Origin of the sequence: Gilliamella sp. W8136 (assembly GCF_016101285.1) — a bacterium.
Taxonomy (GTDB): domain Bacteria; phylum Pseudomonadota; class Gammaproteobacteria; order Enterobacterales; family Orbaceae; genus Gilliamella; species Gilliamella apicola_N.
Genome location: NZ_JACFQU010000006.1, coordinates 113,362 through 139,276 on the forward strand (window position 1 = coordinate 113,362; position 25,915 = coordinate 139,276).

21 protein-coding genes and 1 tRNA gene are annotated in these 25,915 nt (G+C 34.6%); 4 read left to right on the forward strand and 18 right to left on the reverse strand.

Translation table 11 applies throughout. From position 1 onward, the window contains the following. The 13 genes from H3T96_RS05205 to H3T96_RS05265 all read right to left on the reverse strand — a co-directional run bounded on the left by H3T96_RS05205 (position 1) and on the right by H3T96_RS05265 (position 15,372). A complete protein-coding gene (locus H3T96_RS05205) occupies positions 1-2,724 on the reverse strand; it encodes a type VI secretion system Vgr family protein (RefSeq protein ID WP_186279235.1) in 2,724 nt (907 codons plus the stop codon). A 1,061-nt stretch (positions 2,725-3,785) separates the two neighbouring features. Continuing rightward, positions 3,786-4,019: a Pathogenicity locus gene (locus tag H3T96_RS05210; protein WP_086336860.1), complete on the reverse strand. Its 234-nt coding sequence runs from the start codon at positions 4,017-4,019 to the stop codon at positions 3,786-3,788. Positions 4,020-4,065: 46 nt separating this feature from the next. Continuing rightward, complete coding sequence (locus H3T96_RS05215; protein WP_144091741.1) at positions 4,066-4,581, reverse strand: ClbS/DfsB family four-helix bundle protein; 516 nt, start codon at positions 4,579-4,581, stop codon at positions 4,066-4,068. A gap of 13 nt (positions 4,582-4,594) precedes the next feature. After that, positions 4,595-4,909, reverse strand: coding sequence for a chorismate mutase (locus tag H3T96_RS05220; RefSeq protein ID WP_086327731.1), 315 nt, complete (start codon positions 4,907-4,909; stop codon positions 4,595-4,597). 552 nt (positions 4,910-5,461) lie between these two features. Further along, positions 5,462-5,537 (reverse strand) — tRNA-Ala (locus tag H3T96_RS05225). A gap of 125 nt (positions 5,538-5,662) precedes the next feature. Next, entirely contained in the window at positions 5,663-6,625 is a 963-nt protein-coding gene (gene secF / locus H3T96_RS05230; protein ID WP_144091794.1) for a protein translocase subunit SecF, read from the reverse strand. Between the two features lie 48 nt (positions 6,626-6,673). Then, on the reverse strand, positions 6,674-8,530 hold the full coding sequence (secD, locus tag H3T96_RS05235; RefSeq protein WP_144091739.1) for a protein translocase subunit SecD: 1,857 nt from the start codon (positions 8,528-8,530) through the stop codon (positions 6,674-6,676). Between the two features lie 60 nt (positions 8,531-8,590). Then, entirely contained in the window at positions 8,591-8,923 is a 333-nt protein-coding gene (gene yajC, locus H3T96_RS05240) for a preprotein translocase subunit YajC (RefSeq protein WP_065737824.1), read from the reverse strand. A gap of 186 nt (positions 8,924-9,109) precedes the next feature. Beyond that, positions 9,110-11,164 (reverse strand): NADH-quinone oxidoreductase subunit NuoN, encoded by a 2,055-nt coding sequence (gene nuoN / locus H3T96_RS05245; RefSeq protein WP_144091738.1) that lies wholly within the window; start codon positions 11,162-11,164, stop codon positions 9,110-9,112. A 6-nt stretch (positions 11,165-11,170) separates the two neighbouring features. Beyond that, positions 11,171-12,715: a NuoM family protein gene (locus tag H3T96_RS05250; RefSeq protein WP_144091737.1), complete on the reverse strand. Its 1,545-nt coding sequence runs from the start codon at positions 12,713-12,715 to the stop codon at positions 11,171-11,173. Positions 12,716-12,732: 17 nt separating this feature from the next. Continuing rightward, positions 12,733-14,469, reverse strand: a complete 1,737-nt coding sequence (locus H3T96_RS05255; RefSeq protein WP_186279234.1) for an NADH-quinone oxidoreductase subunit L — start codon at positions 14,467-14,469, stop codon at positions 12,733-12,735. A 107-nt stretch (positions 14,470-14,576) separates the two neighbouring features. After that, a complete protein-coding gene (gene nuoK, locus H3T96_RS05260; protein ID WP_065737828.1) occupies positions 14,577-14,879 on the reverse strand; it encodes an NADH-quinone oxidoreductase subunit NuoK in 303 nt (100 codons plus the stop codon). Between the two features lies 1 nt (position 14,880). Then, positions 14,881-15,372 carry an NADH-quinone oxidoreductase subunit J gene (locus tag H3T96_RS05265; RefSeq protein WP_086326673.1) on the reverse strand — a complete coding sequence of 164 codons (492 nt, stop codon included), beginning with the start codon at positions 15,370-15,372 and terminating at the stop codon, positions 14,881-14,883. A gap of 351 nt (positions 15,373-15,723) precedes the next feature. On the opposite strand from H3T96_RS05265, the gene ppc reads away from it, so the two are divergent. Further along, positions 15,724-18,369 carry a phosphoenolpyruvate carboxylase gene (gene ppc / locus H3T96_RS05270; protein WP_144091735.1) on the forward strand — a complete coding sequence of 882 codons (2,646 nt, stop codon included), beginning with the start codon at positions 15,724-15,726 and terminating at the stop codon, positions 18,367-18,369. A 38-nt stretch (positions 18,370-18,407) separates the two neighbouring features. Here the strand turns inward: ppc and H3T96_RS05275 are convergent, their stop codons facing one another. The 5 genes from H3T96_RS05275 to aspS all read right to left on the reverse strand — a co-directional run bounded on the left by H3T96_RS05275 (position 18,408) and on the right by aspS (position 23,804). Next, positions 18,408-19,466, reverse strand: a complete 1,059-nt coding sequence (locus H3T96_RS05275) for an SEL1-like repeat protein (RefSeq protein WP_039129480.1) — start codon at positions 19,464-19,466, stop codon at positions 18,408-18,410. Between the two features lie 133 nt (positions 19,467-19,599). Further along, positions 19,600-21,066, reverse strand: a complete 1,467-nt coding sequence (gene ubiD / locus H3T96_RS05280) for a 4-hydroxy-3-polyprenylbenzoate decarboxylase (protein WP_222102794.1) — start codon at positions 21,064-21,066, stop codon at positions 19,600-19,602. Positions 21,067-21,156: 90 nt separating this feature from the next. Further along, complete coding sequence (locus H3T96_RS05285; protein ID WP_144091733.1) at positions 21,157-21,573, reverse strand: hypothetical protein; 417 nt, start codon at positions 21,571-21,573, stop codon at positions 21,157-21,159. A 10-nt stretch (positions 21,574-21,583) separates the two neighbouring features. Further along, positions 21,584-22,036: a dihydroneopterin triphosphate diphosphatase gene (gene nudB / locus H3T96_RS05290; RefSeq protein ID WP_086308823.1), complete on the reverse strand. Its 453-nt coding sequence runs from the start codon at positions 22,034-22,036 to the stop codon at positions 21,584-21,586. Between the two features lie 10 nt (positions 22,037-22,046). After that, positions 22,047-23,804: an aspartate--tRNA ligase gene (gene aspS, locus H3T96_RS05295; RefSeq protein ID WP_144091732.1), complete on the reverse strand. Its 1,758-nt coding sequence runs from the start codon at positions 23,802-23,804 to the stop codon at positions 22,047-22,049. A 285-nt stretch (positions 23,805-24,089) separates the two neighbouring features. Here aspS and H3T96_RS05300 point away from each other — a divergent pair, with 285 nt between their 5' ends. From H3T96_RS05300 to H3T96_RS05310, 3 genes are read left to right on the forward strand one after another with little or no spacing between them, the layout of a single operon-like run. After that, positions 24,090-24,635 (forward strand): cysteine hydrolase family protein, encoded by a 546-nt coding sequence (locus tag H3T96_RS05300; RefSeq protein WP_086308821.1) that lies wholly within the window; start codon positions 24,090-24,092, stop codon positions 24,633-24,635. Between the two features lie 29 nt (positions 24,636-24,664). Beyond that, positions 24,665-25,441, forward strand: a complete 777-nt coding sequence (locus H3T96_RS05305; protein WP_039128096.1) for a DUF3100 domain-containing protein — start codon at positions 24,665-24,667, stop codon at positions 25,439-25,441. Positions 25,442-25,451: 10 nt separating this feature from the next. Beyond that, positions 25,452-25,901 carry a hypothetical protein gene (locus H3T96_RS05310; RefSeq protein ID WP_039128093.1) on the forward strand — a complete coding sequence of 150 codons (450 nt, stop codon included), beginning with the start codon at positions 25,452-25,454 and terminating at the stop codon, positions 25,899-25,901. Positions 25,902-25,915: the final 14 nt, after the last annotated feature.

A 25,915-nucleotide genomic window follows, 5' to 3' on the forward strand; every position in this document is an offset into this window, starting at 1 on the left:
TTAACCTGAAAAATTACTATGCTTACTTTTTTTAAAACGCTTAAGGGAGACATCTAGTTCATTTTTTGAAAAATTATGCTTTTTATTATCTAATGTTTTCGGTCCCATTTTTTGCATAGCATTACTTTTTATATAAACATTATCCGCGGTACCCAGTTCAATCCCAGCGCTACTGAGTTTGATGTATGAACCTCCGCACATTAACGTCAAATCTTCGCATGCGCTTACTCTCAGTTCACCATCGACACTGTCTATTTTAATATCTTGCTTGGCAGCCATATTCAGGTTGGCATTTTGTGCCTGCACCTCAACATCACCTTGGTTGGCAAAGACTTTCATTCCTGATTTATGAGCAAACAGACCGATGGATTCACCGGATGAGACGGTAATGTTTTTTAATGCATTGATGTCAGTTTGGTTTTCACTGGTCATTGAAACGCTATTTGAAGTTGACAATTGGATGTTTTCAGGACTGGTTAAAGCAATACCCTCTTGTGCATAAGCAATAATGCCACTTTGGGCTAATTGGGTTAATGTTGTTTTAAGTTGTTCTTGACTGTCGGTATCCGCACCATGGGCTTCAGAGGCAGTTGCTGCATTTTGCAGTGCTTTAGCAATTGATAACGCATTTTCAAGCTGAGTAATGGCACCTTGCATATCAAGCTGTTTACCCTGTGCCTTAGGCTCGGTCTGACTGGTGAGGTATAAGCCTTTATTGGCGGCAATTGCACCCCACTCATCGGTGCGCAGTTCAAATCCCTCACCTCGCTGCTCTTTGTTTTGGTCAACTAAATGCCCGATGTTAAGCTGGGTTTTACCGTATTCGGTTGCTAACTTAATGTGCTCTTGTCCGCGCTTATCATCCATCCGCAATTTGTTGTTAGCAGGAGTACGAATTACATTACGGTGTTTGTTTATGGTGGTCACATGGTCAGGGTGTTGGCTGTCATGCATTGCATGTGCGATATAAGGTCGGTCCGGATTACCGTTAGTAAACGCTACCGCAACTTCTGTGCCGTCAATCAGCGGAAAGTGAAAACCATAGGTACTGCCCGCATACGGTTTAGCCAGTCTTAACCATAAGCTTTCTTCACCGTTTCGCCACTCTTTTAAGTCAAAGTTAAATTTAACCCGATAGCGCCCTTGTGTATCAATATAACCATAGGTGTCATTATTCGGACTGGTTACCCGTGCCGGTAAAGTGCCGTCAATAGTCGGAAAAGGAATCGGCTCCGGGCGGTAAGGTTTTAATGGTTGGTAAGGTATAGCAGTAAAACTCAGCTCATAAGCATCACTGCGGTTTCCCTGTCCTTGCACCGTTAATATCATTACCCCCTCATCTATTCCGGCAATCGTACTGCCTTTGATGCGGATATGTTGACCCGGAGCTAAATTGGCCTGATTGCTTTTACCTCGGATAACAATTTGACAGCTAATGGCATGTTCATGACGAATACGGGCATACCATTCACCACTTTCAACACCATTACTCGCATTACCAGAATGAGTACTAATATCACTGCTATTATCGTTATTATTGCCGTTACTGTCGTCGGTATCGATATCACCACTGTTTTCATTATCATCGTCATCATCATTATTGTTGGTGTCACTATCAATTCCATTATTGCTGTCACCATTGCTATTTAATCCTTTATAGTGCTCATCATAACGGTAATCGGTGCCATAAGTGGTGTTATCTTTCTGTTGGCTGTTAACCTCACCCAGTAAATTCGCCTGCGCATCGCGGTAGTTATAATCTTGTACTTGTATCGAAGATTCCACCATCTGACTGTGCAAGGTCATATCCCAGACACTTTCAATGCCGTTATCCAGTGTACCGCTCGGTTGTTTGTACACAATATCAGCCACCTGCTGGTAACCTTGCTCATAATCACTGATGACCATTACATCGCAATTATGTTCACCATGGGTTTCAAACCGGAAATAGCCCCCCACATCAGCAAGCAGTCTTTGAATAAACTCAAGGTCACTCTCCTGCCACTGGGTGATAAACTCACGTTCAGGGTATTGCTCTTTAAGTGCTAAACGATAATCAATCCCGGTATAACCATGACCACGCAAGACCTCTTCAACGACGCTGATAACGCTTTGATTCTGAAAAATAGCACAGTTATGACTTAATGCCAGTTTGGCTAATTGCGAGGATAAGACAACCTGATAACGAGCTTCGTCATTACTGACCGATAATTGACTGAACTGGGTTATCACACCATAAAGGGTGCGTGAGCCACCTTGAGATAATAGTGAATTTAACGGATTAAGCGGATTAAACTGGGTTAAAGAATTAAGTGAATCGAGTGGATTAGATTGTTTAAGTTTATCTAACTGTTTTAATGGCTCAGACTGTTTTAATGCATCTAATGGATTAGCCGAAGTTAAGGAATTAAGTGTATTAAGTCCTTGAGTTGCAAAGTCGCTTAAACTGCCAGAATTAGCAGGATTAAAACTCAAACGGGCATTTTGATTAAGAAATGACTCAACAGATAGTTGTTTATCCGAGCAGGTGAAAGTAATCGTATAGTGCCAAGGCTGGTTAAGTTGCTCATTAGCCTCAACCTGTAAGATTGAAACCTCAGCAGACAAACCATCAATATTTAACGTATAACGATTATGACCTGCTCCATTAACTAAACCTTGCTTTAAGCCCCGACTTAAACCATTGCCCAATTGATCCATTAAATTGGTTAGTCCTTTATCCATGCTATCCTCAATATATTTAATGTACCCTTCAAATAACATAATGTTTTATTGAACTATTTATTATTATTTTTATCTGACCATTTAATTATTATTATAAAATTGCCAATAGGCAGTAAGGTGTTAAAATTAATCAGATTTAAAAAATAATCTAAAAATGAATATAAAATACACTATTTTGTGTATTTTGCAATCTTTTTTACATTTCTTTAAATTTAATTACATAAATAACTTACTGATATAATTAATAAAATATAATTGATGTTTGTTAGCTATACATTATCGAAAAAGGTTTATATGGATTTTATATTAACTCTTTTGTTGAAAATTTTATAAAATCACTATGCATAAAAATTCATTTTTACTCAAACAGAGCCATGACCTGAAACTTTTTGACGAAATAACTGATTGCACAGCGATAAAAAATAGTTTTTAAACTATTGATAGGATAGTGAGTAGGGTTTTAGTTTGAATAAATAATTAGGTTGATCTCCATTTAAAATGGTTAATTATCAATATGTTATAATTTGTTTTGTAAAAAATATTCAGGAGTCTATACCATTTGATTATTAAAACACACTGATTCAGCTTTTATTGCGAATTTTATTAATGAAAAAGTAGTTGTATCTGAATTTTATAAATTTTTTGTTAGGTATATTTCAGAAAAATTTATATTAATATGTGTTGTAACTATATCGATTTTTTATTGAAACTTACCCATGACCTGAAAATTCTTTATCCAAATCGGGGAATTGATTCTTTCTGATGTTTGAGATAATGAATTAAGTAAAGTTGTAAAAAGTATTTATCAGTAAAAAATACTCTTTTAATATAGGAAAAGACCAAAAACAAGATAGGTAAGCGAGCAATAATTTGTTATAGCAAACTATCACACATAATTCGCACATTGTTATTTATATTAATTATTATAAAAATATATAATTGACTTTAATATATCGATCTAAATTTCAACCGTAAAAAAACAATTAAAATCATTAATTACACCTGTTTTGTTATATTTTATCTTTAACTTATAACTATCAATATGTTAAAAAATGTTTTAATTATTTTTGTTGGACTAAATGCAAAATATTGAGTATTGCAGTTTTTGCTTGATGACTGTTTTTCCAACAAGTTGAGCCTGTTAATAATGCACCCTTGTTAAGAATTTCATCCAAAGAAGCATTGCGTAATTTATCGAAAGAATCAAGTTGCATTTCTTCAAGTCTTTCAATAATTTTAGTGCCAACAAATTTTAGTTCTAATAATTGCTGGCGTTCGGTTTCTGAAAAAGCCATATTCATCCTATTAGGTTATATAGTTATATTTAATATTAAGTTACTTTTAAACTGGATTGTTGAGTTTTTTCCACTTTCTGATTTTCGATCTAAACGATTTAAATGGCGCAACAGAATTAATGTGAATAAAACGAGCGACTGTCCAAGATTCAGGATAAGGTTTAGTCCAATTACGAACATCTTTAATAAATAAGGTATCATCACTTAAAGTCTCAATCCAACTGTTCCAGATCGCAATTTGTTGGTTAAATGATTGGATTAATTCTGATAGAGGAAGATCTTGATAGGTATCATAGAATGTTTGATATAAACTGCCTAAACGATTCCATTTATACCCAGGTGCAGGTAACTCGGGTGTTTTTCCTGCTAGTTCGTCATCATCCCAAGATTTAACTAATTTTAACCAACCTAACTGATAAGCAATCATTTGGGCAGGTGTACGATCAACACCATCAATTAAAAGATCTTTTTCAGATTCTGATAAATCAGTAAATTCATTGATAAATAGCTTGGCGGTTTTATTTATTTCATCCAATAACTGTTGTTTACTTGCATAAGCCATACAGAAACTATCCTTATTTTTCATTATTATTAAATTGTTTTAATTCTTCATCAATAAAATAACGAACCAAATTAGCATACAACTCTTTAATCACATCACCATTTAGCCCTAACTCATTTGCCCAAAGCTTTCGTTGTTCAAGCATACTGTCAAAACGGGCTTTTGCTTGTACGTCATTAGCATTTTTCTTAAATTTACTGGCCGCTTTGACATACTCAAAACGAGTAGCAAATAGTTTAATAACAGTATGATCAATTTTATCGATCTCAGTACGAATATCATTCATATCATAGCATTGTTTAGGCGATCGGGTAGAGTTATATTCCATGTTATTTAACCTTCAGATAGTTATTAATATTGTAGCGATAGTGATGGTATGTTATCTCTAAAACTTTATTACTAAAGTTTAATTAGTCCATAATTTTCAATTAAATTGATTTCAAGAAACAAAGTTCATTTATTTTATCCACAATATAATTTTTGGCTTGTTCAATATAATAATAACAGCAACAAATATACTACACCGTTACTTCAAATAAGTAACTCAATTATAAAATTATTAACATTATTAGTTTTTGTGTCGAATAACATAAATTTAATAAGGTTGACCACAAAATTTTGTTTGTTAAATACACTACGTGTAAATTTCATTTTATGCACCGCTAATTTAGTTTTATATTTAATTTAAGCACAACCATTATTTATAGAATGATATATTTTTTAAAGGAATACTGTCAGTATGACTCAACATATACCTAAAAATTCGGTTGTAAATGTACCTTACTGATACTTAATGGGCAATAAAATAGACTTTAAGGCTTGTTATTACTGGGTTTGGTGTACTTTGTAGGGTTTAAAAGAATGTTACTGATTATTGAATTGGTGGAGCCAAGGGGGATCGAACCCCTGACCTCAACGCTGCCAGCGTTGCGCTCTCCCAGCTGAGCTATGGCCCCAATAGAAAGGTAGAAACTGCGGTTAATGATATGCAACTAAAGATTAAGTGTCAATCTATTTGATTTTATTTGTCTGATAATTAATCAAAAAATTTCTGCCACAATAAATGTGGCAGAATATGGGTTTAAGGTAATATTGAAGGTTGATCGGCGCCTTCAGCCTCTACTTTTGGAGGCATAAAGTGCTCACGTTTAACACCTAGTTTAAGTGACATGTACGCAGCCACATAAATCGATGAAATCGTACCAAGTACGATACCAACGCCTAATGTTTCTGAGAAGCCTTTCAACATAGATCCACCAAAAATATAAAGGATAACAACCACGGCAAGTGTTGTACCTGATGTCATTAAGGTTCGATGCAATGTCTGAGTTAAAGAGATGTTAATAACATCATAAGGTGATGCTCGACGTATTTTTCTAAAGTTTTCACGGATTCGATCGAATACCACAATGGTATCATTAAGTGAATAACCTATTATTGATAGCATTGCAGCAATAATTGTTAGATCTAATTCGCGTTCAAACAGTGATAAATACCCAGCAGTTATTACAACATCATGCGCTAATGCAACTACAGCACCAGTACCAAATCGCCATTCAAAACGAAATGCGATATAAATTAGAATACACACTAATGCTGCACAAATTGCCAAAATACCATCTTGAGCAAGTTCAGCACCAACCGTTGGTCCAACAAATTCAATTCGTTTAATTTGTGCATCTTCATCAATTTCTTTATGTATTAAATTAGAAATTTTTGTACCTAGTGCATTATCGATTACTGATGATGTATCACCGTCCTCTTGTTTAGCGGAAGGTAATCGAATGATAATATCTTTACTGCTACCATAGTATTGTACAATCGGTTCATGATAACCCGCATTACGCAAACTATTACGTAGATCATCAAGATTAACGTCTTTGGTCACGGTTATTTCAACAGTCGTACCGCCTGTAAAATCTTGTCCAAGATTAAAACCTTTAACAAAGATAATAACAAATGACGCCACTACCAATAACATTGAGATAACAAAAGCAACAAAGCCAAATTTTAAAAAGTCGAGGACTCTGCGGCCATGATTCATTTCTCTTACATCATGATTTTCATTTTTATTAACAGTCACAATAAACCTCTAAATTGATAACTTATTAACACGGCGACCGCCATAAATAAGATTGGCTAATGCACGAGTACCTACAATCGATGTAAACATTGATGTAATGATACCTATACCCAATGTTATCGCAAAACCTTTGATTGATCCCGTACCGACAGCATAAAGGATAATCGCAGTAATTAATGTCGTTAGATTAGCATCAAATATACTGCTCCAAGCTCCTGCATATCCTTCATTAATTGCATGTTGAACACCACGACCATTACTGAGCTCTTCTTTTATTCGCTCATTAATCAGAACGTTGGCATCAACTGCCATACCGACCGTTAATACTATTCCAGCAATACCTGGCATACTTAATGTGGCTCCAGGCAATAGGGACATGATTCCGACAATTAAAATAAGATTAGCGACTAATGCAAGGCTTGCAAATACACCAAACAAACGATACATAACTAACATAAAGATAACAGAAACTAATAAGCCCCATACGCAAGATTCTAAACCTTGTGTAATGTTCTCTTGTCCCATTGATGGCCCAACTGTACGTTCTTCAATAATTTGAATTGGTGCAATCAGTGCCCCTGCTCTTAATAATAGGGATAAGTTTTTAGCTTGATCAACGCTACTAATGCCCGTTACTTGGAATCGTTCACTAAAAATACCTTGAATTGTCGCAACGTTAATAACTCGTTCTTGTTTTTCAAGAATCGGTTTATCATTTTCATCACGTTTGCCGGTATCTTTATATTCAACAAATAATGTAGCCATTGCTTTATGAATATTTTTTTGAGTGAAGTTTAACATTGCCTTACCACCTGAACTATCAAGGGTAATGGAAACTTCTGGTTGACCATATTCATTAACTCTGAACGTCGAGTCGGTAATATGATCTCCCGTTAAAACGATACGTTTATAAAGTAAAACAGGACGTCCATTTTCCATATATTTGATTTCAGATCCGTAAGGTACACGCATTTCACCTGCAAGCATGGCTGGTAAATTGGCGGTGTTTTCTTCATTTACTTGTCTAAATTCAAGGGTGGCCGTTGCACCTAAAATACGTTTAGCTAATGCTGTATCTTGAATACCAGGTAATTCAACGACAATTCGATCTGCACCTTGGCGTTGGACGATCGGTTCAGCTACACCTAATTGATTTACACGATTGCGTAAAATGGTCGTATTTTGTTGGACTGCATCATTCTTAGCTTGTTGTAATCGTTGTTCACTAACGCTTAAGGTAATACTGTTTTCAGTTTGAGAGATAAGTTTGAAATCTGGAAGGCCATTGATCTTAGTAATGGCTTTGTTACGGTCTTCGGTATTATCAAATTGCATAACAATTTGTTGGTTACCGTCTTTATTAAGTGCTTTATATTTTAATTTGCTATTATTAAATTCAAATTTTAAATTTTCGATGGATTGTTCAGTGAGTTTACTTAATGCAGTGGTCATATCAACTTCCATTAAGAAGTGAACACCACCTCGTAAGTCTAAACCGAGTTTCATCGGCTCTGCACCTAATACAGTAAGCCATTTTGGTGTTGCTGGTGCCAAATTCAAAGCAACAATATAAGCGTCACCTAGTTCTTTGGAAATCAGCTCTTTAGCTTTTAGCTGGGTATCGTTATCACCAACACGGATTAAGACAGATTTGTTTTCAAAAACAAATGATTTGGTTTCAATGTGGTTATCTGCCAAAATTTTTCTGATTTTATCTTGCGTGGTAATATCAATGTCAGAAGTATTTGAACCAGAAATCTGTATAGCAGGATCTTCACCATAAATATTTGGAAGTGCATAAAGAAGGCCGACGCAAATCACGACGACCAACATAATGTACTTCCACAAAGGATAGCGATTTAACACGACGTATTCTCTTGTGGGATTAGATAATTAACACAATGAACTATAATAGGAAACACACTATTATAGTGATTTCATTGTCCCTTTTGGTAAAACAGATGTGATAAAGTCACGTTTGATCACAACTTGGGTTGAATCATTTAATTCTAACGCAATATAACCATTTTCGTTAACTTTTGCTACTCGACCAATAAGTCCACCATTAGTTAATACTTCATCACCTTTAGAAATAGCAGCCATTAAGTCACGATGAGCTTTAGCACGTTTTTGTTGTGGGCGCATAATCATAAAATAGAAAAACAAACCAAATACAACTAACATGATAGGTAAGAAATAAGGATTATTTTCAACTGTAGCGCCATCAGCAGCATAAGCATTAGAGATTAAAAAGTCCATACAGGTCCTCTTGATTCAAATAAAATATTAAAGGTCAGAATTATAACACAAGAAACAAATCTGTTATTAACTATTTCTTGTCAAGAAGTTTCAGGTTCACTATACGTTTAAGTATAAAAAATAGCATTCTATATTAGATAATACCATGGTAATTCCGCCAACATAATAATGAAGGCGGAAACGTATTTATTCGGTTGTTAAGTATTGCGCCATGCTTACCAAGTTGAATAACCATTTTGGATAAATGCCGCAAATCAAAATTAATAGTGCAGATAAACCAATAATAAGTTCACTTGTTTTTATATCTTGCCATTTCAATTTAATTACTGGATTGTTTAGCAATTGATCATCGCGATAAGTTGGTCTGATATAAAGATTGATTATCAAACGTGCATAGAAATAGAGTCCTAATGCACTACCTATTACTACAGCGGCTATCAACCACCACAATTCCGCAGTGACACCTAATAATACCAGTAAAAATCGACCTACAAAGCCTGCTGTAAGCGGAACCCCCGCTAATGATAATAAGCCTATTCCCATGGTTAATGCTAATATCGGTCTACGCCAAAATAGGCCTGAGAGGTCAACTTCGTTTTCATGATCTTGCAGCTCGTTTGAATGAGACTCTAGACTAATAACACCCAAAATACAGATATTTGCCAAAATATAACCGATTAAATAGACACCAATAGTTTCTAAAGCAAGCACTTGATATTGAACAGAGATTAAAGCGATCAATAAATACCCGAAATGTGCAATTGAGGAGTAAGCAAGCAACCGTTTCAAACTGGTTTGCATTAACGCGACTAAATTACCCCATAAAATAGACAAAAAGGCCATCATAACCAAAATCATACGAATGGTTTCATTATTAACAATCGGTGCCAATAAAAACAATCTTGCAATGGCACAAAATAATGCAACTTTACCAACAGTTGATAATAGTAAGGCCACAACAGTAGGCGCACCTTGATAAACATCAGGTAACCAAAGCTGAAATGGAACCAATGATAGTTTAAAGCCTATACCAACGAGTATTAAACAAACTCCCATTAGTAATAAATTACTTGGATAAGACATCGTTGAGAGTTGATAACTTAAACCACTAAAAGTAAGCTCGCCTGTTGACGCATAATAAAAAGCAATTCCCATTAATAAAAATGCACTCGCCACAGCCGATAAAATCATATATTTAACAGCGGCTTCTAATGAGTGCGTTTGAATATATTGATATCCTATTAATCCGACAAAAGGTATTGAAAGCAATTCAATACCAATAAAGAATGCAATTAAATGGCTAGCATACACTAGCGTTATACCACCCAAGGTCATAAACAATAAAATGACATAAAAAAGACCATGAGGTAAATGCTCTTCTACAAACCAACGATAAGCCAAACTAGATACGGTAATGGCTATAATTAAAATTAAGCTAGTATATAATAATCCATAACCATCACAGGTAAAAAGTGCAGTGATTTGACGAGCTTTCCAGTATTCTTCAGAAGAATCTGTTTGTGGATTGATATCATTTTTATTGCTATCAACCGTCATAGTCGTCGCATCAGTATTAGCATTACTTTCAGCAGGAGTACTCGCTTCGGTATTAGCGTTCGTTACAGTATTAGTACCCGTTTCGGTATTAATGTTAGTACTAGGTTCATTATTAGTGCTGGTTTCTGAATGAGTATTTGTTTCGCTTTTAATGTTAGTACTAGCTTCAGTATTAGTGTTGGTTTTTGAATTAGTTTCGCTATTAATGTTAGTATTTGCTTCAGTATTAGTATTGGTTTCTGAATGAGTATTCGTTTCGCTTTTAATGTTAGTACTAGCTTCAGTATTAGTGTTGGCTCCTGAATTAGTATTAATTTCGGTATTATTATTTTCGGTCTTGGTATCAACTTGCGAATTAACACTATTTTCATTAGACGAGGCACCAGTTTCAGTTGGAACAGCATCTACTGCAATAGTTTTTTCATTTGAAAGCGCAGCGTCTTGAGTTGATGCATCAGAATCAGAATTGTCTGACATTTGCATATTATCATTACTAATATTAGTAATCATTTGGGTGCTAGATGAAATATTGTAGCCAATGGTAATAGCACAGGCTAACGCACATCCTAAACCACATATGGTTATCAAGGCGCATGTTTTTGTATTTATTTTTAAGAAAACTAATAAGATAAGCAAAACAATGATAGTCAAGCTTATTATAAATATAGGCGATAATGCTATCATAAGTTATTACTCTCCTACTCGTTCTGCAGTTATATTTTGCTGTGTTTGATTCACCACTGAATAAGACATATCTAAAACTATTTGCGGATATAAGCCAATAAAGACAAGTACAATAAATACACTAGCAAGTAACAAAATATCTCTTTTATCAAGTTGATGCTTTGTTACACAGTTTTTTTCAACAATGCCATAAAATATAGGTTGCATCCGAATAATAAAAGAAATAGACAATAGTAATAGACCAACAACAAGCAAAATTGTATAAGATGAAAATGATGAATAACTGCCAAGCAACATCATATAATTTCCAACAAAATTAGCTGTGCCCGGAATACCTAAAATTGCTAACATAAAAAATAAGGTAAAAGAAGAGATATAGCGTACTTGTTGTTTAAGACCCGTAAATTGATTAATGTTGCGTGTTGAATAACATTCTACTAACAAGCCACTAATCATGAACATGCCAACGATAACTAAATTAATAGCAATCATTTGTATTACAATGCCTTGATAAGCAATAACAGAACCACTATAGATAATTGCAGTTACAAATCCCATTAAAGCGATATGTACATAAGCAATTAATTTTTTAATGTCGGTTTGAATAAATGTCAGTAATGCCGAATAGATAACCGTAAGAAGTGCCATTATCATAATTAACGGCATAATCATAACTGAAGCATTAGGAAAGAGCGGAATAACAATACGTAACAAACCGAATGTCGAGGTTGTGAGTAATAATCCGCTTATCATCATTGAACCTGTAGTTGATGATTCAATGTGCGCATCAATAAACCAGCTATGAAAAGGTACAAACGGAATACGTATAATAAAGGCAGCTAAAAAACCTAACATTAACATAAATTCAGTGTAACTTGAAATAGGTGTTTTGGTTAGTTCTTGGTAATCAAATGTCCAATGGCCAGATAAAGTCCAATTAATTAAAGCCAATGAAACAATTGAAATTAACATCAGTAAACTACTAATTTGTGTATAAATTAAAAATTTACTTGCTCCATTAAAACGTAATTGAGAATTTGAGTCTCGCCTTCCCCATAAAGAAATTAGGAAATAGATCGGTATTGCCACTGCTTCCCAAAAAAAGAACATTAAAAATAGATCGGTTATGACAAATAACATCATAATGGCAGAAGTCATAAATAAAATGCATAAATAAAATAAACCAAAATTGTTAGGGCTTTCTTTACTTGAATAACCAATCGTTAGTAACACAATAAATAGAGTTGAGGTAATTAGAACTAAGGATAAGCCATCTAAGACTAAATGAAAGTGAATATTAAGCAAAGGAATCCACTCAATATTAACTTCTTCTTTCCAATTATTGCCTTGCTGTAAAACAGTTATCCCTTCTTGCCATAAGCTAAGTGATAACAATAAAGTTATAAAAATGGACATGAAAGCAATAATCATCGGTAATTGATACCAACGCGATACCATTCGAGAGGATCTTACAATCCGCAATAAAAATACATGGCATAACCAACTAATAAATCCACCTATAACAGGTAAAAAAACAAGCCATAACAACATGAGTGATTACACCTTTATTAAATAAAAACCAGTAACATTAATATAATAATGCTACCTATAACAATAGATACCATATACCATCGAATATGCCCATTTTCTAAGCTGACAATATATGAGTTTATTTTTTTTATGCCCAACATAATCCAATTGTCCCATATCGCCAGTGGATCTTTTTTAAGCATGTTCGCTAAATACACATAAGGTTTTACAAAAATGATATTCAGTAAATAATCAAATCGCCAATCACAATTACATAATCTTACGATAAATTTAACGATTGGCGTATTTAATACCTCTTGCACTTCACTATTTGGGTGTGCATAAAAAATATAAGCAATAACAAAGCTTAATATGGTTACTGCTGCTAACAATAATTGAAACGATAACAGACTATTAGTATCCAGTTTGGCAATTGGAATAATATTTTGAGCCGGTATTGGGAAATAGATAAAAATGGCCGTTGTAAATATCAGTAAGATAAAGATTGGACAATAACTAATCCATTTAGTTTTCGCAAATTCAGCAATTTTTGGTTTATGATAAAAGACCATAAAAATTAGGCGCCAAATACTTAAACTCGATAGCAAAATACCTAATAAACCTATCGTTCCTGCCATTAAATGTTCTTTTATCATTAATCCCCAAATAATATCACCTTTAATATAAAATGAAGCTGAAATCCAAGGAATCGCACTTAACGATAACATAATAATCAAAAATATGGCATAGAGAACTGGAAATGATTTTGCAAGTCCGCCGAGTTTATTAATATTTCGCTCACCTTGACATTTTTTGAGTAATATTGCCGATGCTAAAATTAATAAAGTACTGGTTATAACATAATTAATTAAACAATTAAGCGATAACCACCAACTTTGAGTTGCAAAAGCATAAAACAAATAACTAATTTGAGCTAAATTAATATATGTTATAATTCGTTTAACATCACTTTGTACTAAGGCGATTGAGCTTGCAAATAAGATTGTCAACGAAGCGAAAATAGTCATGATGTCTAACGTATCACTAGACATGATAAACAAGTTACTTAATCTTAAAATCAAGTATACACCAGATAATATGACAGTAGATGATTGCATTAAAGCTACTGCAGGCATTGGCGCTAATGTTGTTTCGACAAACCAAGATTGCATTGGAAAAAGAGCAGACTTACTAATGGCACCCAAAAATAGCATCAATGTGATCCAAAAGATAATATCGGAATCAATCGCTAAATTATCATGAGCTTGGGTTAAAATATCACGTATATTTAAAGTACCTAAAGTTTGATAAAGTAAAAATACACCAATGATTAAAAAGATATCCGTTAAATGCATAAGCACAAAAGCTTTAACGGCAGCATAACCATTGCGCAATTGTTTATAATAGATGCCAATAAGTAAGTAAGTACTTATACTCACACCCTCCCAACCAATTAACATAACCAATAGATTATCAACCAATATAATGGTTAACATACTCGCGATTAATAAATTGCTATAGGCATAAAAAGTATAAACATCTTTTTTTGATGTTAAATAACTTGCCGCAAAGAAATAAATTAGTAATCCCAAAAAGGCAATTATCACTAAGAAAGTTAACGATAAACCGTCTAATGTTAATGATAAAGGTACGACAAAATCCCCAACTGAAAACCAAGTCCATAATGGTCTGCTGTACACTAACAACATATCCGGTACTGTGTTTTTTATAAAATCAATACAGGTAAACATAGTAATAAGATTTGTTATTAGCATTGTACTAAAACCGATAATCATGACATTAATCGGTCGAAGATGTCTACCCAAGCAAACTAGCAATAAAAAAGACAGCAAGGGAATAATAATAGTTAAGTAAAGTAAATTCATCCTTTCATTTCACTCAATGAATCAATGTTAAAGATTTTTCGGCGATAAATTAATTTCGTAAGCAACGCAAGTCCTACACAGGCTTGAGCTAATACAGTAATCACCGCTAAAATAGCAAGGAGTTCTCCTTCCGATTGTTGCCAATAGCTACCTGCAGAAACTAATGCAACAATAGCACCATTATTCATAATCATAAGGCTTAGTAACAAAAAATAGAGATTACGTCGAATCATTACCCCTAATAAACCTATCACAAATAAAATTGAGGCAAGAATAAGGCTATACATAAGAGGAATCATATTACTTCTCCGACAAGAGTCGATGCATAAAATGATAAGAGATCACAATTGCACCTAATAATAAAAAACCAGCGAGTTCAGATATCAAAATGTAAGCATATACTGACATTTCGTGCATCAATTCATGCGACTCGTTGAGCTGTGAATAGTCAGTACTAACTACACCATAAATAAGGACAACGAGTAAAATAAATGCTAAGACTAAAGGCCCTAACCAAATTTTAGGGCTGATACCTCGTTTCCTATTTTCAACATTATCTATACGAATTCGCAATACAATGGCAACAGATAAAAACAAAGTCACTGTGCCAGCAATAAATAATAGAATGTATAAAACAACAGAAAAATAGGCATCAAGCAAAATAAATATTAAGGCCGAAGAAAAAAGTGAAACCATAAAGTACAAAAGAGCCTTATCAACACGTAAGCAACTAATTGCTTTTATACCGGCAAACACCGCAATAATCGACGCAATATAGAAAACAATAAGCATCAAATAATAATCCAATATGCATTTATAGTTTTGTTAGTATATACCCAAATCATATCAAGATACAGTTTGCTGACATTGTGTTAACAGAAAACAAACATAAAAAAATGCAATTTGGTTAAAAAATGATAGAAAATTTTGTTTTTATCAATCAATAAAATATGACAAATATAATTAAAACCTTAAAAAAAATAAAAATTATAAAATTTTATGATTTAAATTCAATATAGTATTGTTATAAAGTGTATAAGTTAAGCACATTAACTAACATTTATCCCAACACCTTTAAATTGTCATGCTCATTAGGCAGCTTAAAGTTTGTTTTGACTTAATAAAGATAAAAACGAGAAGATAATGAACAGTGAATATTCCTCTATGCGAAGCAACGTCAATATGCTAGGTACTTTACTAGGTGATGCAATTAAACGGGCAGCAGGCAATGATACTTTTGATTTAGTTGAACAAATCAGACAATTATCAAAATCAGCTCAACAAGGTAATCAGCAAGCTCATAATAAATTACTTAAACTCATTGAAAATCTTAACGATGAAGATTTATTACATGTGGCGCGTGCATTTAATCAGTTCTTGAATTTAGTTAACACCGCGGCAGAATATTATGGAATATCCCCTCATGGTGAAGCATCAAGCAGCCCCAAAAAAATGACAGAACTATTTAGTACGTTAAAAAATCTTAACTTCTCAAATCAGACGATTACTCAAGCCATTAATGACCTTTCGATTGAACTTGTGTTAACTGCACACCCTACAGAAATCAATCGTCGAACTATGATAAATACGTACACTGCGATTAATAACTGTTTATCGCAACTTGATCATGACGATTTAGCTGATTATGAAATAGAGCGAATTATGCGCCGTTTAAAACAGTTAGTTTGTCAAGCATGGTACACTGATGAGATTCGTAAAAAAAGACCAACACCACTTGATGAAGCTAAATGGGGCTTTTCGGTTATTGAAGATAGTCTTTGGGAAGGTGTACCACTTTTCTTGCGTGAATTTAATGATCAGTTAGTCGATGCATTTAATGAACAATTATCTGTTGAGCACGTTCCAATTAAATTTACTTCGTGGATGGGCGGTGATCGCGATGGCAACCCTAATGTAACAGCAAAAGTGACTGAAAAAGTCATGTTGCAAGCCAGATTAAAAGCAATTGAGCTTTTTTTAGCGGATATTCAAATTCTGGTTCGTGAATTATCCATGACTGAGTGCAGTCAATCTGTCATTGATCTATTAGATGAAAATAATAAAACAGCAACTGAACCTTATCGCGCGGTAATGAAACAATTGCGCGCACGTTTAGTAAAAACCCACAGTTTTATAGTGTCATTATTAAATAATGAACAAGTATTACCTCCAGCGGATATTTTAATTAAAAACGAACAATTATGGATGCCACTCTATACGTGTTATGAATCATTAATCGAAAATGGCATGTCAACGATTGCACACGGACCATTGCTTGATACTTTACGACGTATAAAAAGTTTTGGTCTACAACTGGTTAGATTAGACATTCGTCAAGATAGTTCCGTGCACACTGAAGCGCTGGATGCATTAACCAAAGAACTTAACTTAGGCAGTTATGCTGAGTGGTCAGAAGAAGAAAAACAAACTTTTTTGTTAACTGAACTGCAATCAAATCGTCCACTGTTACCTTACCATTGGCAACCAAATGAAATGGTTCAAGAAGTTTTGGATACCTGTCGAGTTATTAAAAAAGCAGGTGAAGAATCCATTGCTTCATATGTGATCTCAATGGCCAAAGCACCTTCAGATATCTTGGCTGTTTACTTACTATTAAAAATAGTTGACTGTCAAAAAGTGATTCCTGTAGCACCATTATTTGAAACCTTAGACGATTTAAATAATGCTAAGACCGTTATGCAAAAACTGCTTGATATTCCATGGTATCGCGAAAAGATTCATGGTAAGCAGATGGTTATGATCGGCTATTCTGATTCAGCTAAAGACGCTGGAACGCTTGCTGCATCATGGGCTCAGTATCGTTCACAAGAAGAGTTAGTTAAATTATTCGAAAAATATAATATTAATTTAGTTTTATTTCATGGTCGTGGTGGTTCAATTGGTCGTGGGGGTGCGCCTGCACATGCTGCATTATTGTCACAACCACCAGGATCATTAAAAGGAGGACTTCGAGTCACCGAACAAGGTGAAATGATTCGTTTTAAACTCGGTTTGCCTGAAGTGGCTCTCAGTAGTTTGATGTTATACGCATCAGCCATTTTGCAAGCGAATTTATTACCACCTCCTGAACCTAAACAGGACTGGCGAGATATTATGGACGAAATGTCTGATATCTCTTGTCGTTGTTACCGCAGTTACATTCGTGAACGTTCTGAATTTGTTGATTATTTTAGAGCGGTAACGCCAGAAACTGAATTAGGTAGATTACCACTCGGTTCTCGTCCACAAAAAAGACGAACAGGTGGCGGTATTGAAAGTTTAAGAGCTATTCCATGGATTTTTGCTTGGACACAAAATCGTTTGATGGTTCCCTCTTGGCTTGGTGCAGGAACAGCACTTAAACAAATTATTGAAGCAGGTAACAAAAATCTACTTAAAGACATGTATCATAATTGGCCTTTCTTTAATGCACGTTTAGGTATGCTCGAAATGGTATATGCTAAAGCAGCACCAAATATCCATGAATATTATGAGCAAAGGCTTGTCGATCCAGCCTTGTGGCCATTGGGAGAAGAGTTAAGAAACCTATTAACTCAAGATATCAACACGGTACTTACTATCACCGATGATATCAGCTTGATGGCTGATCTACCCTGGATTGCAGAATCTGTTGCATTGCGTAATACCTACATTGAGCCACTAAATCTATTACAGGCTGAATTATTAAGTCGTTCGCGTAATCGAAATGAGGCTGAAAATAGTAACGTTGAACAAGGATTAATGATCACTATTTCTGGTATTGCTGCAGGTATGCGTAACTCAGGATAGTTAAAAGCAGGAAAAAATAAAAAGAGCAATTGCTCTTTTTATTTTTCTAATAATTCATCTAAATAAACTTTAGCATCTTGGTCACCTTGCTCACTCGCTTTAGTAAACCAATATATCGCTTTATTAATATTTTTTTCTGTTCCTTCACCATCTAAATATTTAATAGCAAGATTATATTGGGCATCAACACTACCCTGTTCAGCCGCTTTGATATACCATTCAATGGCTTTTGCAATATCTTTTGAAACGCCTCCACCTACATCATACATAACCCCAATATTATATTGAGCATCAGCATTACCGGCTTCCGCAGCTTTAGTAAACCAATTTGCAGCCTGTACATTATCAGGTTTAGTACCCGTACCCGTTGCGTACATGATACCTAAATTATACATGGCAAGCACATGACCATGTGTAGCTGCTTGAGTATAAAAATAGATAGCCGCGACATAATCTTTAGTCAACCCATCACCATGTTCTGACATCAATCCCAAATAGTATTGGGCTTCTGGATTACTTTCTGTCGCAGCTTTACTGAACCAATCGGCAGCCAGCATACGATCTTGTTGGACACCATCACCAAAAAAATACATAATGCCTAGATTTAGATAAGCATCTAAAACACCTTGATTACCTGCTTCAACAAAGTAGTTAACCGCACTTGATGGATTTTTGTCGGTGCCTTCACCATTTTTATACATTAAGCCTAAATTATATTTGGCCAATGCATAATCTTGATCTGCAGCGAGTTTGTAATATTTGAACGCTTCATATAGATCAGCAACGGTTCCCAAACCGTTTTGATACATATAGGCCAAATTATTTTGTGCTTTCGCTAAACCTTGCTCTGCGGCTTTTTTATACCAAAATAATGCTCTGATATCGCTAATTTCAACACCTAATCCTTGTTTATAAATAGTACCCAGAGAATATTGTGCCTCAGCATTCCCATTTTCTGCAGATACACGCAAAGATGGAATCAATGCCCCAGGTTCGGCAACTTGTAGATCCGTATCTGATTGCACTTTAGTTTCATTTGCCAAAGCACCATAAGAAATGGATAAAACTAGTACTAATAAGATTTGAAATTTTTTCATAATTTTTTTATTACCATGCCATGGTCGATAATTATACATAACCATCTAAAAAAAAATAGTTTTTATTTTATTGATTCATTTATCTACAGTATCTAATTTTAACTATAATTATTTTTCACTTGCAATATTTAATTCATGATATTCCAAGTTTGTCCCAAATTTCATCAATATGGGCAACAATTTTGGGATCTTTTTTTATTATTTTCCCCCACTCTCGACTGCTTTCACCTACCCATTTATTGGTTGCATCTAACCCCATTTTAGAACCCAACCCAGAAATAGGTGAAGCAAAATCTAAATAATCAATCGGAGTATTGTCGATAAAAGTCGTATCACGATGTGGATCCATACGTGTTGAAATCGCCCACATGACATCTTTCCAATCTCGAGCATTAATATCATCATCACAAACAATCACAAATTTAGTGTACATAAATTGACGTAAATAAGACCATACGCCCATCATGACACGCTTGGCATGCCCAGGATATTGCTTTCTTATAGTGACAATAGCAATACGATATGAGCATCCTTCCGGTGGTAAATAGAAATCCACAATTTCAGGAAATTGTTTTTGCAAAATTGGAATAAACACTTCATTTAATGCAAGTCCCATGACTGCAGGTTCATCAGGTGGTCGCCCAGTATAAGTTGAATGATAAATCGCATCTTTACGATGTGTTATATGAGTTACAGTAAAGACGGGAAATTGTTCAATTTCATTATAATAACCAGTATGATCACCATAAGGGCCTTCCTGTGCTAACTCATTGGGGTCAATATAACCTTCAAGAATAATTTCAGCCGTTGCTGGTACATCCAAATCGTTGGATAATGATTTAACTACTTCTGTTCGTTTACCCCGTAACAATCCTGCAAAAGCATATTCAGGTAAAGTATCGGGTACGGGTGTGACCGCAGCTAAAATGGTCGCAGGATCAGCGCCAATGGCTACGCTAACTGGAAATTTTTCATTAGGATGTGCTTGTTGCCACTCAGAAAAATCCAGCGCACCGCCACGATGTGATAACCAGCGCATAATTAATTTATTATTACCCAAGAGCTGTAAGCGATAAATACCGACATTTTGTCGATCTTTATAAGGACCTTTGGTAATAGTCAATCCCCAAGATAATAAAGGTGCAACATCTTCGGGCCAACAGTGCATAATGGGTAAACGCGTTAAATCAACTTCATCATTTTCAAAGACCACCTCTTGACAGGGTGCTGACGATCGTTGTTTAACTGGCATATTTAAGACTTGTTTATATTTAGGTAATACATTAAAAAATTGGCGAATGCCTTTAGGTGGTTCGGGCTCACGTAAGAACGCTAACAATTCCCCAATTTCACGCAAAGCCGAAGTGTCTTCGCGTCCCATCCCCATAGCCACACGTTTAGCCGTACCGAATAAATTACACAAGACTGGCATATCATAACCAATCGGATTTTCAAACAATAAGGCTGGCCCTTCATTATGTAATACCCGATCGACAATTTCTGTCATTTCAAGATAAGGATTAACAGGATAAGTAATTCTTTTTAATTCGCCTTGTTGTTCAAGATAATCTAAAAATTCACGAAAATCAGGAAAGTTCATTATTATCACTCTCTATTACTTATTGATCTTTTGTAGATCATATCCAAAGGTACCTTTTAATCCTTAAAGTGGTTATCTTTTTAATCGCAATTAGTCTTCATCAAAATTTTCACTGTAAATGGGTGTTTGTTGATTTTGATTACACTCTACAATTTTAGGTAGTAAAGCTTCAAATTGGTTTTTATCAATTTCGATAAATGTGTCGGGTTCAACTTGGTAAAAAAGATATTGTTGAGTTTGATCATCAAATTGGAAAGAAGCTAACCAATAATTACGATCATCACTATTTTCATTCGCAAATATTTTAATAATACTACTTTCTCGCTTTTCTGGTTGGTTATGTAGTTTATAATCAATTATTTTTTCAGCAATTTGAGAATCATATTCATCAAAAATAATATAATCACTATCATTTGTTTTACATTTTTCAATTTTAACTTCGGCATAACTACACGTTATTGAAAAAAATAAACAAAAAAATACAATGATATACTGGCTTAATTTCATTTTTTACCTCTTAACTCAATTTAAGAAAGTTGTTAATTTTACAAATAGCCTGACTATTATTAGGCGACGCGGTTAGGTTAACTGCATCACCCATAGTCAGCCATTGATAAGCTAAGTGCTCGGTTAGAACTGGAATTACTTCTTTAGCAAGAGGTAAATAAAACCAATGTTCTTTATTTATCTTAACTTCTGGCGAATATCTATGTCGAAACTGTGGGAAAATCTCAAATTCAACCGTATGGTTAGCATCAATTAGTTCAAGATTTTCCTTTATAATATCAATGCCTGTTTCTTCCAAAACTTCACGAATTGCTGTTTGACGTGGCAATTCATCTGTTTCCATGCTACCCGTTACTGATTGCCAAAATAATGGATCATCTTTGCGTTGTAACATAAGGTAACGATTGGTTGTCTGGCAGTAAATCACCACCAGAACCGACTCAGGTTTTTTATATTCTCGCATCAAAATATCGTTATTTTCTAGCCACTTCAATACCAAGTTCTACTAATGCAGCAGAATTTGCTGGACTTGGCGCATCAGTAAGCAAACACGTCGCCGCTGTTGTTTTAGGAAATGCAATTACATCGCGAATATTATCTGTTCCTGTGAGCAACATACTTAATCTATCTAACCCAAAAGCTAAACCTGCATGAGGTGGTGTACCATATTTTAATGCATCGAGTAAGAAACCAAATTTTTCACGTTGATCTTGTTCACCAATTCCTAATATTGAAAATACCGCTTGTTGCATTTCACTGCGATGAATACGTACCGATCCTCCACCGACTTCATAGCCATTGATTACCATATCATAAGCATTTGCCATAGCATTTTGAGGATTGTTAATTAACTCTTCAGGTGTGTAATCTTTTGGTGATGTGAAAGGATGATGCATAGCACTTAAACCTTCATCTGTTTCTTCAAACATAGGGAAATCAACGACCCAAAGTACCGCCCATTTGTTTTCATCTGTGAGGCCTAAATCCTTGCCAACTTTCAAGCGTAATGCACCTAATGCATCACTAACAACTTTATAGCTATCAGCACCAAATAATAAAATATCACCATCTTTCGCATTAGCACGGTTTAACAACGCTTCCATTTGTGATTCATTAAAGAATTTAGAGATTGGACTTTGTACACCTTCTAAACCTTTACTGCGTTCATTGACTTTGATCCAAGCCATACCTTTTGCACCATAAACAGAAATAAACTGAGTATATTCATCTAACTGTTTACGTGTTAATAGAGCACCATTTGGCACGCAAAGCAATGCTACTCGACCTTTTGGATCATTTGCTGGAGTTGAAAATACTTTAAAATCGACATCTTTGACCAAATCAGCCACATCGATAATTTCAAGCGGATTACGTAGATCTGGCTTATCACTACCATAACGACGCATTGCCTCGCTAAAAGTCATAATTGGGAATTTACCTAAATCAACATTTTTAACATGTAACCAAAGTTCGCGTATCATTTTTTCCATGATTTCACGCACTTGTTCGGCTGTCATAAATGAAGTTTCAACATCTATCTGTGTAAATTCTGGCTGACGATCGGCACGTAAATCTTCATCACGAAAACATTTAACAATTTGATAATAACGATCAAACCCAGACATCATAAGCAATTGCTTAAATAATTGCGGTGATTGTGGCAATGCATAAAATTCACCTTTATGGATTCGACTCGGTACCAAATAGTCGCGAGCACCCTCTGGTGTAGCCTTGGTCAACATAGGAGTTTCAATATCTAAAAAACCATTCTCATTCATAAATGAACGAACAAATGCGGTAATTTGTGCACGAGTTTTAAAGATTGAGGTCATTTCTGGGCGGCGTAAATCTATATATCGATATTTTAAACGCTGTTCTTCACTATTATTTTGATTAAAATCGAGAGGTAATACATCACTACGATTGAAAATAGTAAGTTCGGTCGCTAAAATTTCAACCTCACCGGTTGCCATATCCTTATTAATTTGACCTTCAGGTCTGGCTCTTACCTTTCCTTTAATTTGAATACAAAATTCATTGCGTAACTCGCCAGCTAATTGATATGCTTGCGGATAATCAGGATCAAAAAAAACTTGCACAATTCCTTCACGATCACGCATATCAATAAAAATCATTCCGCCTAAGTCTCGGCGTTTATTAACCCATCCACATAGTGTAACTTCTTGATTAACATAACTTGCGTTTAATTGTCCGCAATAAATTGTTCTCATTAAATATATCCTGTGTACAATTGTCGAAAATAATAATTATTATAGAGCAATTTATCAGGGTATAAAGACTATGTTTTAAAATAATCGCTATTTATTTTATTTATACTCAGTTTATGATAATAATTTTACTTTATATGTCTTTTTATAATTTTATTGAAATTCAATAAGATAATTAATCTAAATTCGGATTATTTAGTTGTGCTTGAAAAATGTTTGTTTTATTAACTTGTAATATCAAATATTTATTAATAAGCTTAAGTATTATTTAAATATTATTAACTTGATATGAAAGCTTTAATTTCAATTGACTACACGAATGATTTCATTGCGGATGATGGCGCTTTAACTACGGGCTTAGCCGGTCAACAAATTGAATCAGAAATGTTAAACATAACTAACTCATTTATTAAAAATAATCAATTTATTGTTTTTGCAATTGACGCCCACGATCCGTCGGATGAATATCACCCTGAAAATTCACTTTTTCCACCTCATAATATTGTTGGAACTGTTGGACAACAATTATTCGGTGAATTACATCAACTTTATCAAAGATATCAAAATTCAACCAATATATACTGGATCAACAAACGCCACTACTCAGCATTTTGTGGTACAGATCTCGATCTACGTTTACGCGAAAGACATATTACCGAAATCCATTTAATTGGTGTTTGTACGGATATTTGCATTTTGCATACAGCCGTAGATGCCTATAACTTAGGTTATAAAATAGTTATTCATCAAAATGCAGTTGCAAGTTTTGATCCTATTGGCCATCAATGGGCTTTAAAACACTTTCAAAATACCTTAGGGGCAACGTTAATATAAAAAGATAACAATTAAAAAAAGGAGCAGGAATGGAAGTTTTACGAGACTTTAAATTGCATATAATTGCACTTTTAGTAGTAGTTAGTTGTGAACTTATCGGCAAGCAATCGATATGGATTATTGCCGTTTACCCAATGTTATATGCGATGGTTTTTGGCGGAATTATTAGCTTGCCAAAGCTTAAAATACTCACCAATAAAAATATGCAAAATGCAAGTATCGTTATGATGGTTACATTAATGCTACTTGTTGCAAAACTTGGTGTAGCGGTAGGCCCCCAAATTGATATGATTTTAGAAGATGCTAAATTAGCTCTAATTTTTCAAGAATTAGGTCATTTTGCTGGAACAATTTTACTCGGGTTGCCACTAGCAATGCTATTAGGTATGAAACGAGAGGCTGTTGGGGCAACTTATTCTGTTGCTCGCGAACCCAATATAGCCATTGTAGCAGATAAATATGGTTTAGATTCACCAGAAGGTCGTGGTGTAATGGCTATGTATATATGTGGCACTCTCTATGGTGCAATTTGGATGAGTATTCTTGCTAGTATAATGGCTCATTTGAATATTCTTCATCCTTATGCTTTAGCCATGGGGGCCGGCGTAGGAAGTGGAAGTATGATGGCGGCATCACTTGCCCCGATAAGTGATTTATATCCAGATTTATCAGAAAATATTAAAGCTTATGCATCAACAGCAAATTTAATGTCTAGTATGGTTGGTATATATATTTATACGCTCTTTTCTTTACCTTTTGCTTCTTTTATGTATAACACGTTAGCCCGTCTTCGACGCAATAAATAAGGATCCAGCAATGAAGATTTTAGAAACAATTTTTGTACTTATTTTAGTCGCCATTATTATGGCTGCTGGAAACAGTGTGGGTTATAAAATTGATATTATTTCATCACTTGAAGCATTAGCTGTGCTAGCTGTTATCTCTATTATAGGATTTTTACTAAGTAAGTTACCCGGACTTGAAAAATTTCCAGTAATTTTATGGGTATCGGTTGTTGCAGCCGTAGTTTCCTCACCAATATTTCCATACCATACAGAATTGGTTGCAATTACAGATCAAGTTTCGCTACTTGCAGTCTGTACACCAGTACTTGCTTATGCAGGACTCGCCATAGGTAAAGATCTTGCACTATTTAAAAATATCTCTTGGCGCATTATTCCCGTATCTTTGGCTGTGTTTTCGGGTACGTTTATTTTTGCAGCCTTAATTGCTCAAGTCACTTTGCATTGGGAAGGCGTTATCTAATTTAGATAAGGATT

What these genes read in the sequence shown, in the direction of transcription:
- H3T96_RS05205 (WP_186279235.1), bottom strand. Translation starts at nt 2,724, where the DNA reads ATGGATAAAGGACTAACCAATTTAATGGATCAATTGGGCAATGGTTTA.
- H3T96_RS05210 (WP_086336860.1), bottom strand. Translation starts at nt 4,019, where the DNA reads ATGGCTTTTTCAGAAACCGAACGCCAGCAATTATTAGAACTAAAATTT.
- H3T96_RS05215 (WP_144091741.1), bottom strand. Translation starts at nt 4,581, where the DNA reads ATGGCTTATGCAAGTAAACAACAGTTATTGGATGAAATAAATAAAACC.
- H3T96_RS05220 (WP_086327731.1), bottom strand. Translation starts at nt 4,909, where the DNA reads ATGGAATATAACTCTACCCGATCGCCTAAACAATGCTATGATATGAAT.
- secF (WP_144091794.1), bottom strand. Translation starts at nt 6,625, where the DNA reads ATGAATCATGGCCGCAGAGTCCTCGACTTTTTAAAATTTGGCTTTGTT.
- yajC (WP_065737824.1), bottom strand. Translation starts at nt 8,923, where the DNA reads ATGGACTTTTTAATCTCTAATGCTTATGCTGCTGATGGCGCTACAGTT.
- nuoN (WP_144091738.1), bottom strand. Translation starts at nt 11,164, where the DNA reads ATGATAGCATTATCGCCTATATTTATAATAAGCTTGACTATCATTGTT.
- H3T96_RS05250 (WP_144091737.1), bottom strand. Translation starts at nt 12,715, where the DNA reads ATGTTGTTATGGCTTGTTTTTTTACCTGTTATAGGTGGATTTATTAGT.
- H3T96_RS05255 (WP_186279234.1), bottom strand. Translation starts at nt 14,469, where the DNA reads ATGCTAATAACAAATCTTATTACTATGTTTACCTGTATTGATTTTATA.
- nuoK (WP_065737828.1), bottom strand. Translation starts at nt 14,879, where the DNA reads ATGATTCCTCTTATGTATAGCCTTATTCTTGCCTCAATTTTATTTGTG.
- H3T96_RS05265 (WP_086326673.1), bottom strand. Translation starts at nt 15,372, where the DNA reads ATGCTTATTGTTTTCTATATTGCGTCGATTATTGCGGTGTTTGCCGGT.
- ppc (WP_144091735.1), top strand. Translation starts at nt 15,724, where the DNA reads ATGAACAGTGAATATTCCTCTATGCGAAGCAACGTCAATATGCTAGGT.
- H3T96_RS05275 (WP_039129480.1), bottom strand. Translation starts at nt 19,466, where the DNA reads ATGAAAAAATTTCAAATCTTATTAGTACTAGTTTTATCCATTTCTTAT.
- ubiD (WP_222102794.1), bottom strand. Translation starts at nt 21,066, where the DNA reads ATGAACTTTCCTGATTTTCGTGAATTTTTAGATTATCTTGAACAACAA.
- H3T96_RS05285 (WP_144091733.1), bottom strand. Translation starts at nt 21,573, where the DNA reads ATGAAATTAAGCCAGTATATCATTGTATTTTTTTGTTTATTTTTTTCA.
- nudB (WP_086308823.1), bottom strand. Translation starts at nt 22,036, where the DNA reads ATGCGAGAATATAAAAAACCTGAGTCGGTTCTGGTGGTGATTTACTGC.
- aspS (WP_144091732.1), bottom strand. Translation starts at nt 23,804, where the DNA reads ATGAGAACAATTTATTGCGGACAATTAAACGCAAGTTATGTTAATCAA.
- H3T96_RS05300 (WP_086308821.1), top strand. Translation starts at nt 24,090, where the DNA reads ATGAAAGCTTTAATTTCAATTGACTACACGAATGATTTCATTGCGGAT.
- H3T96_RS05305 (WP_039128096.1), top strand. Translation starts at nt 24,665, where the DNA reads ATGGAAGTTTTACGAGACTTTAAATTGCATATAATTGCACTTTTAGTA.
- H3T96_RS05310 (WP_039128093.1), top strand. Translation starts at nt 25,452, where the DNA reads ATGAAGATTTTAGAAACAATTTTTGTACTTATTTTAGTCGCCATTATT.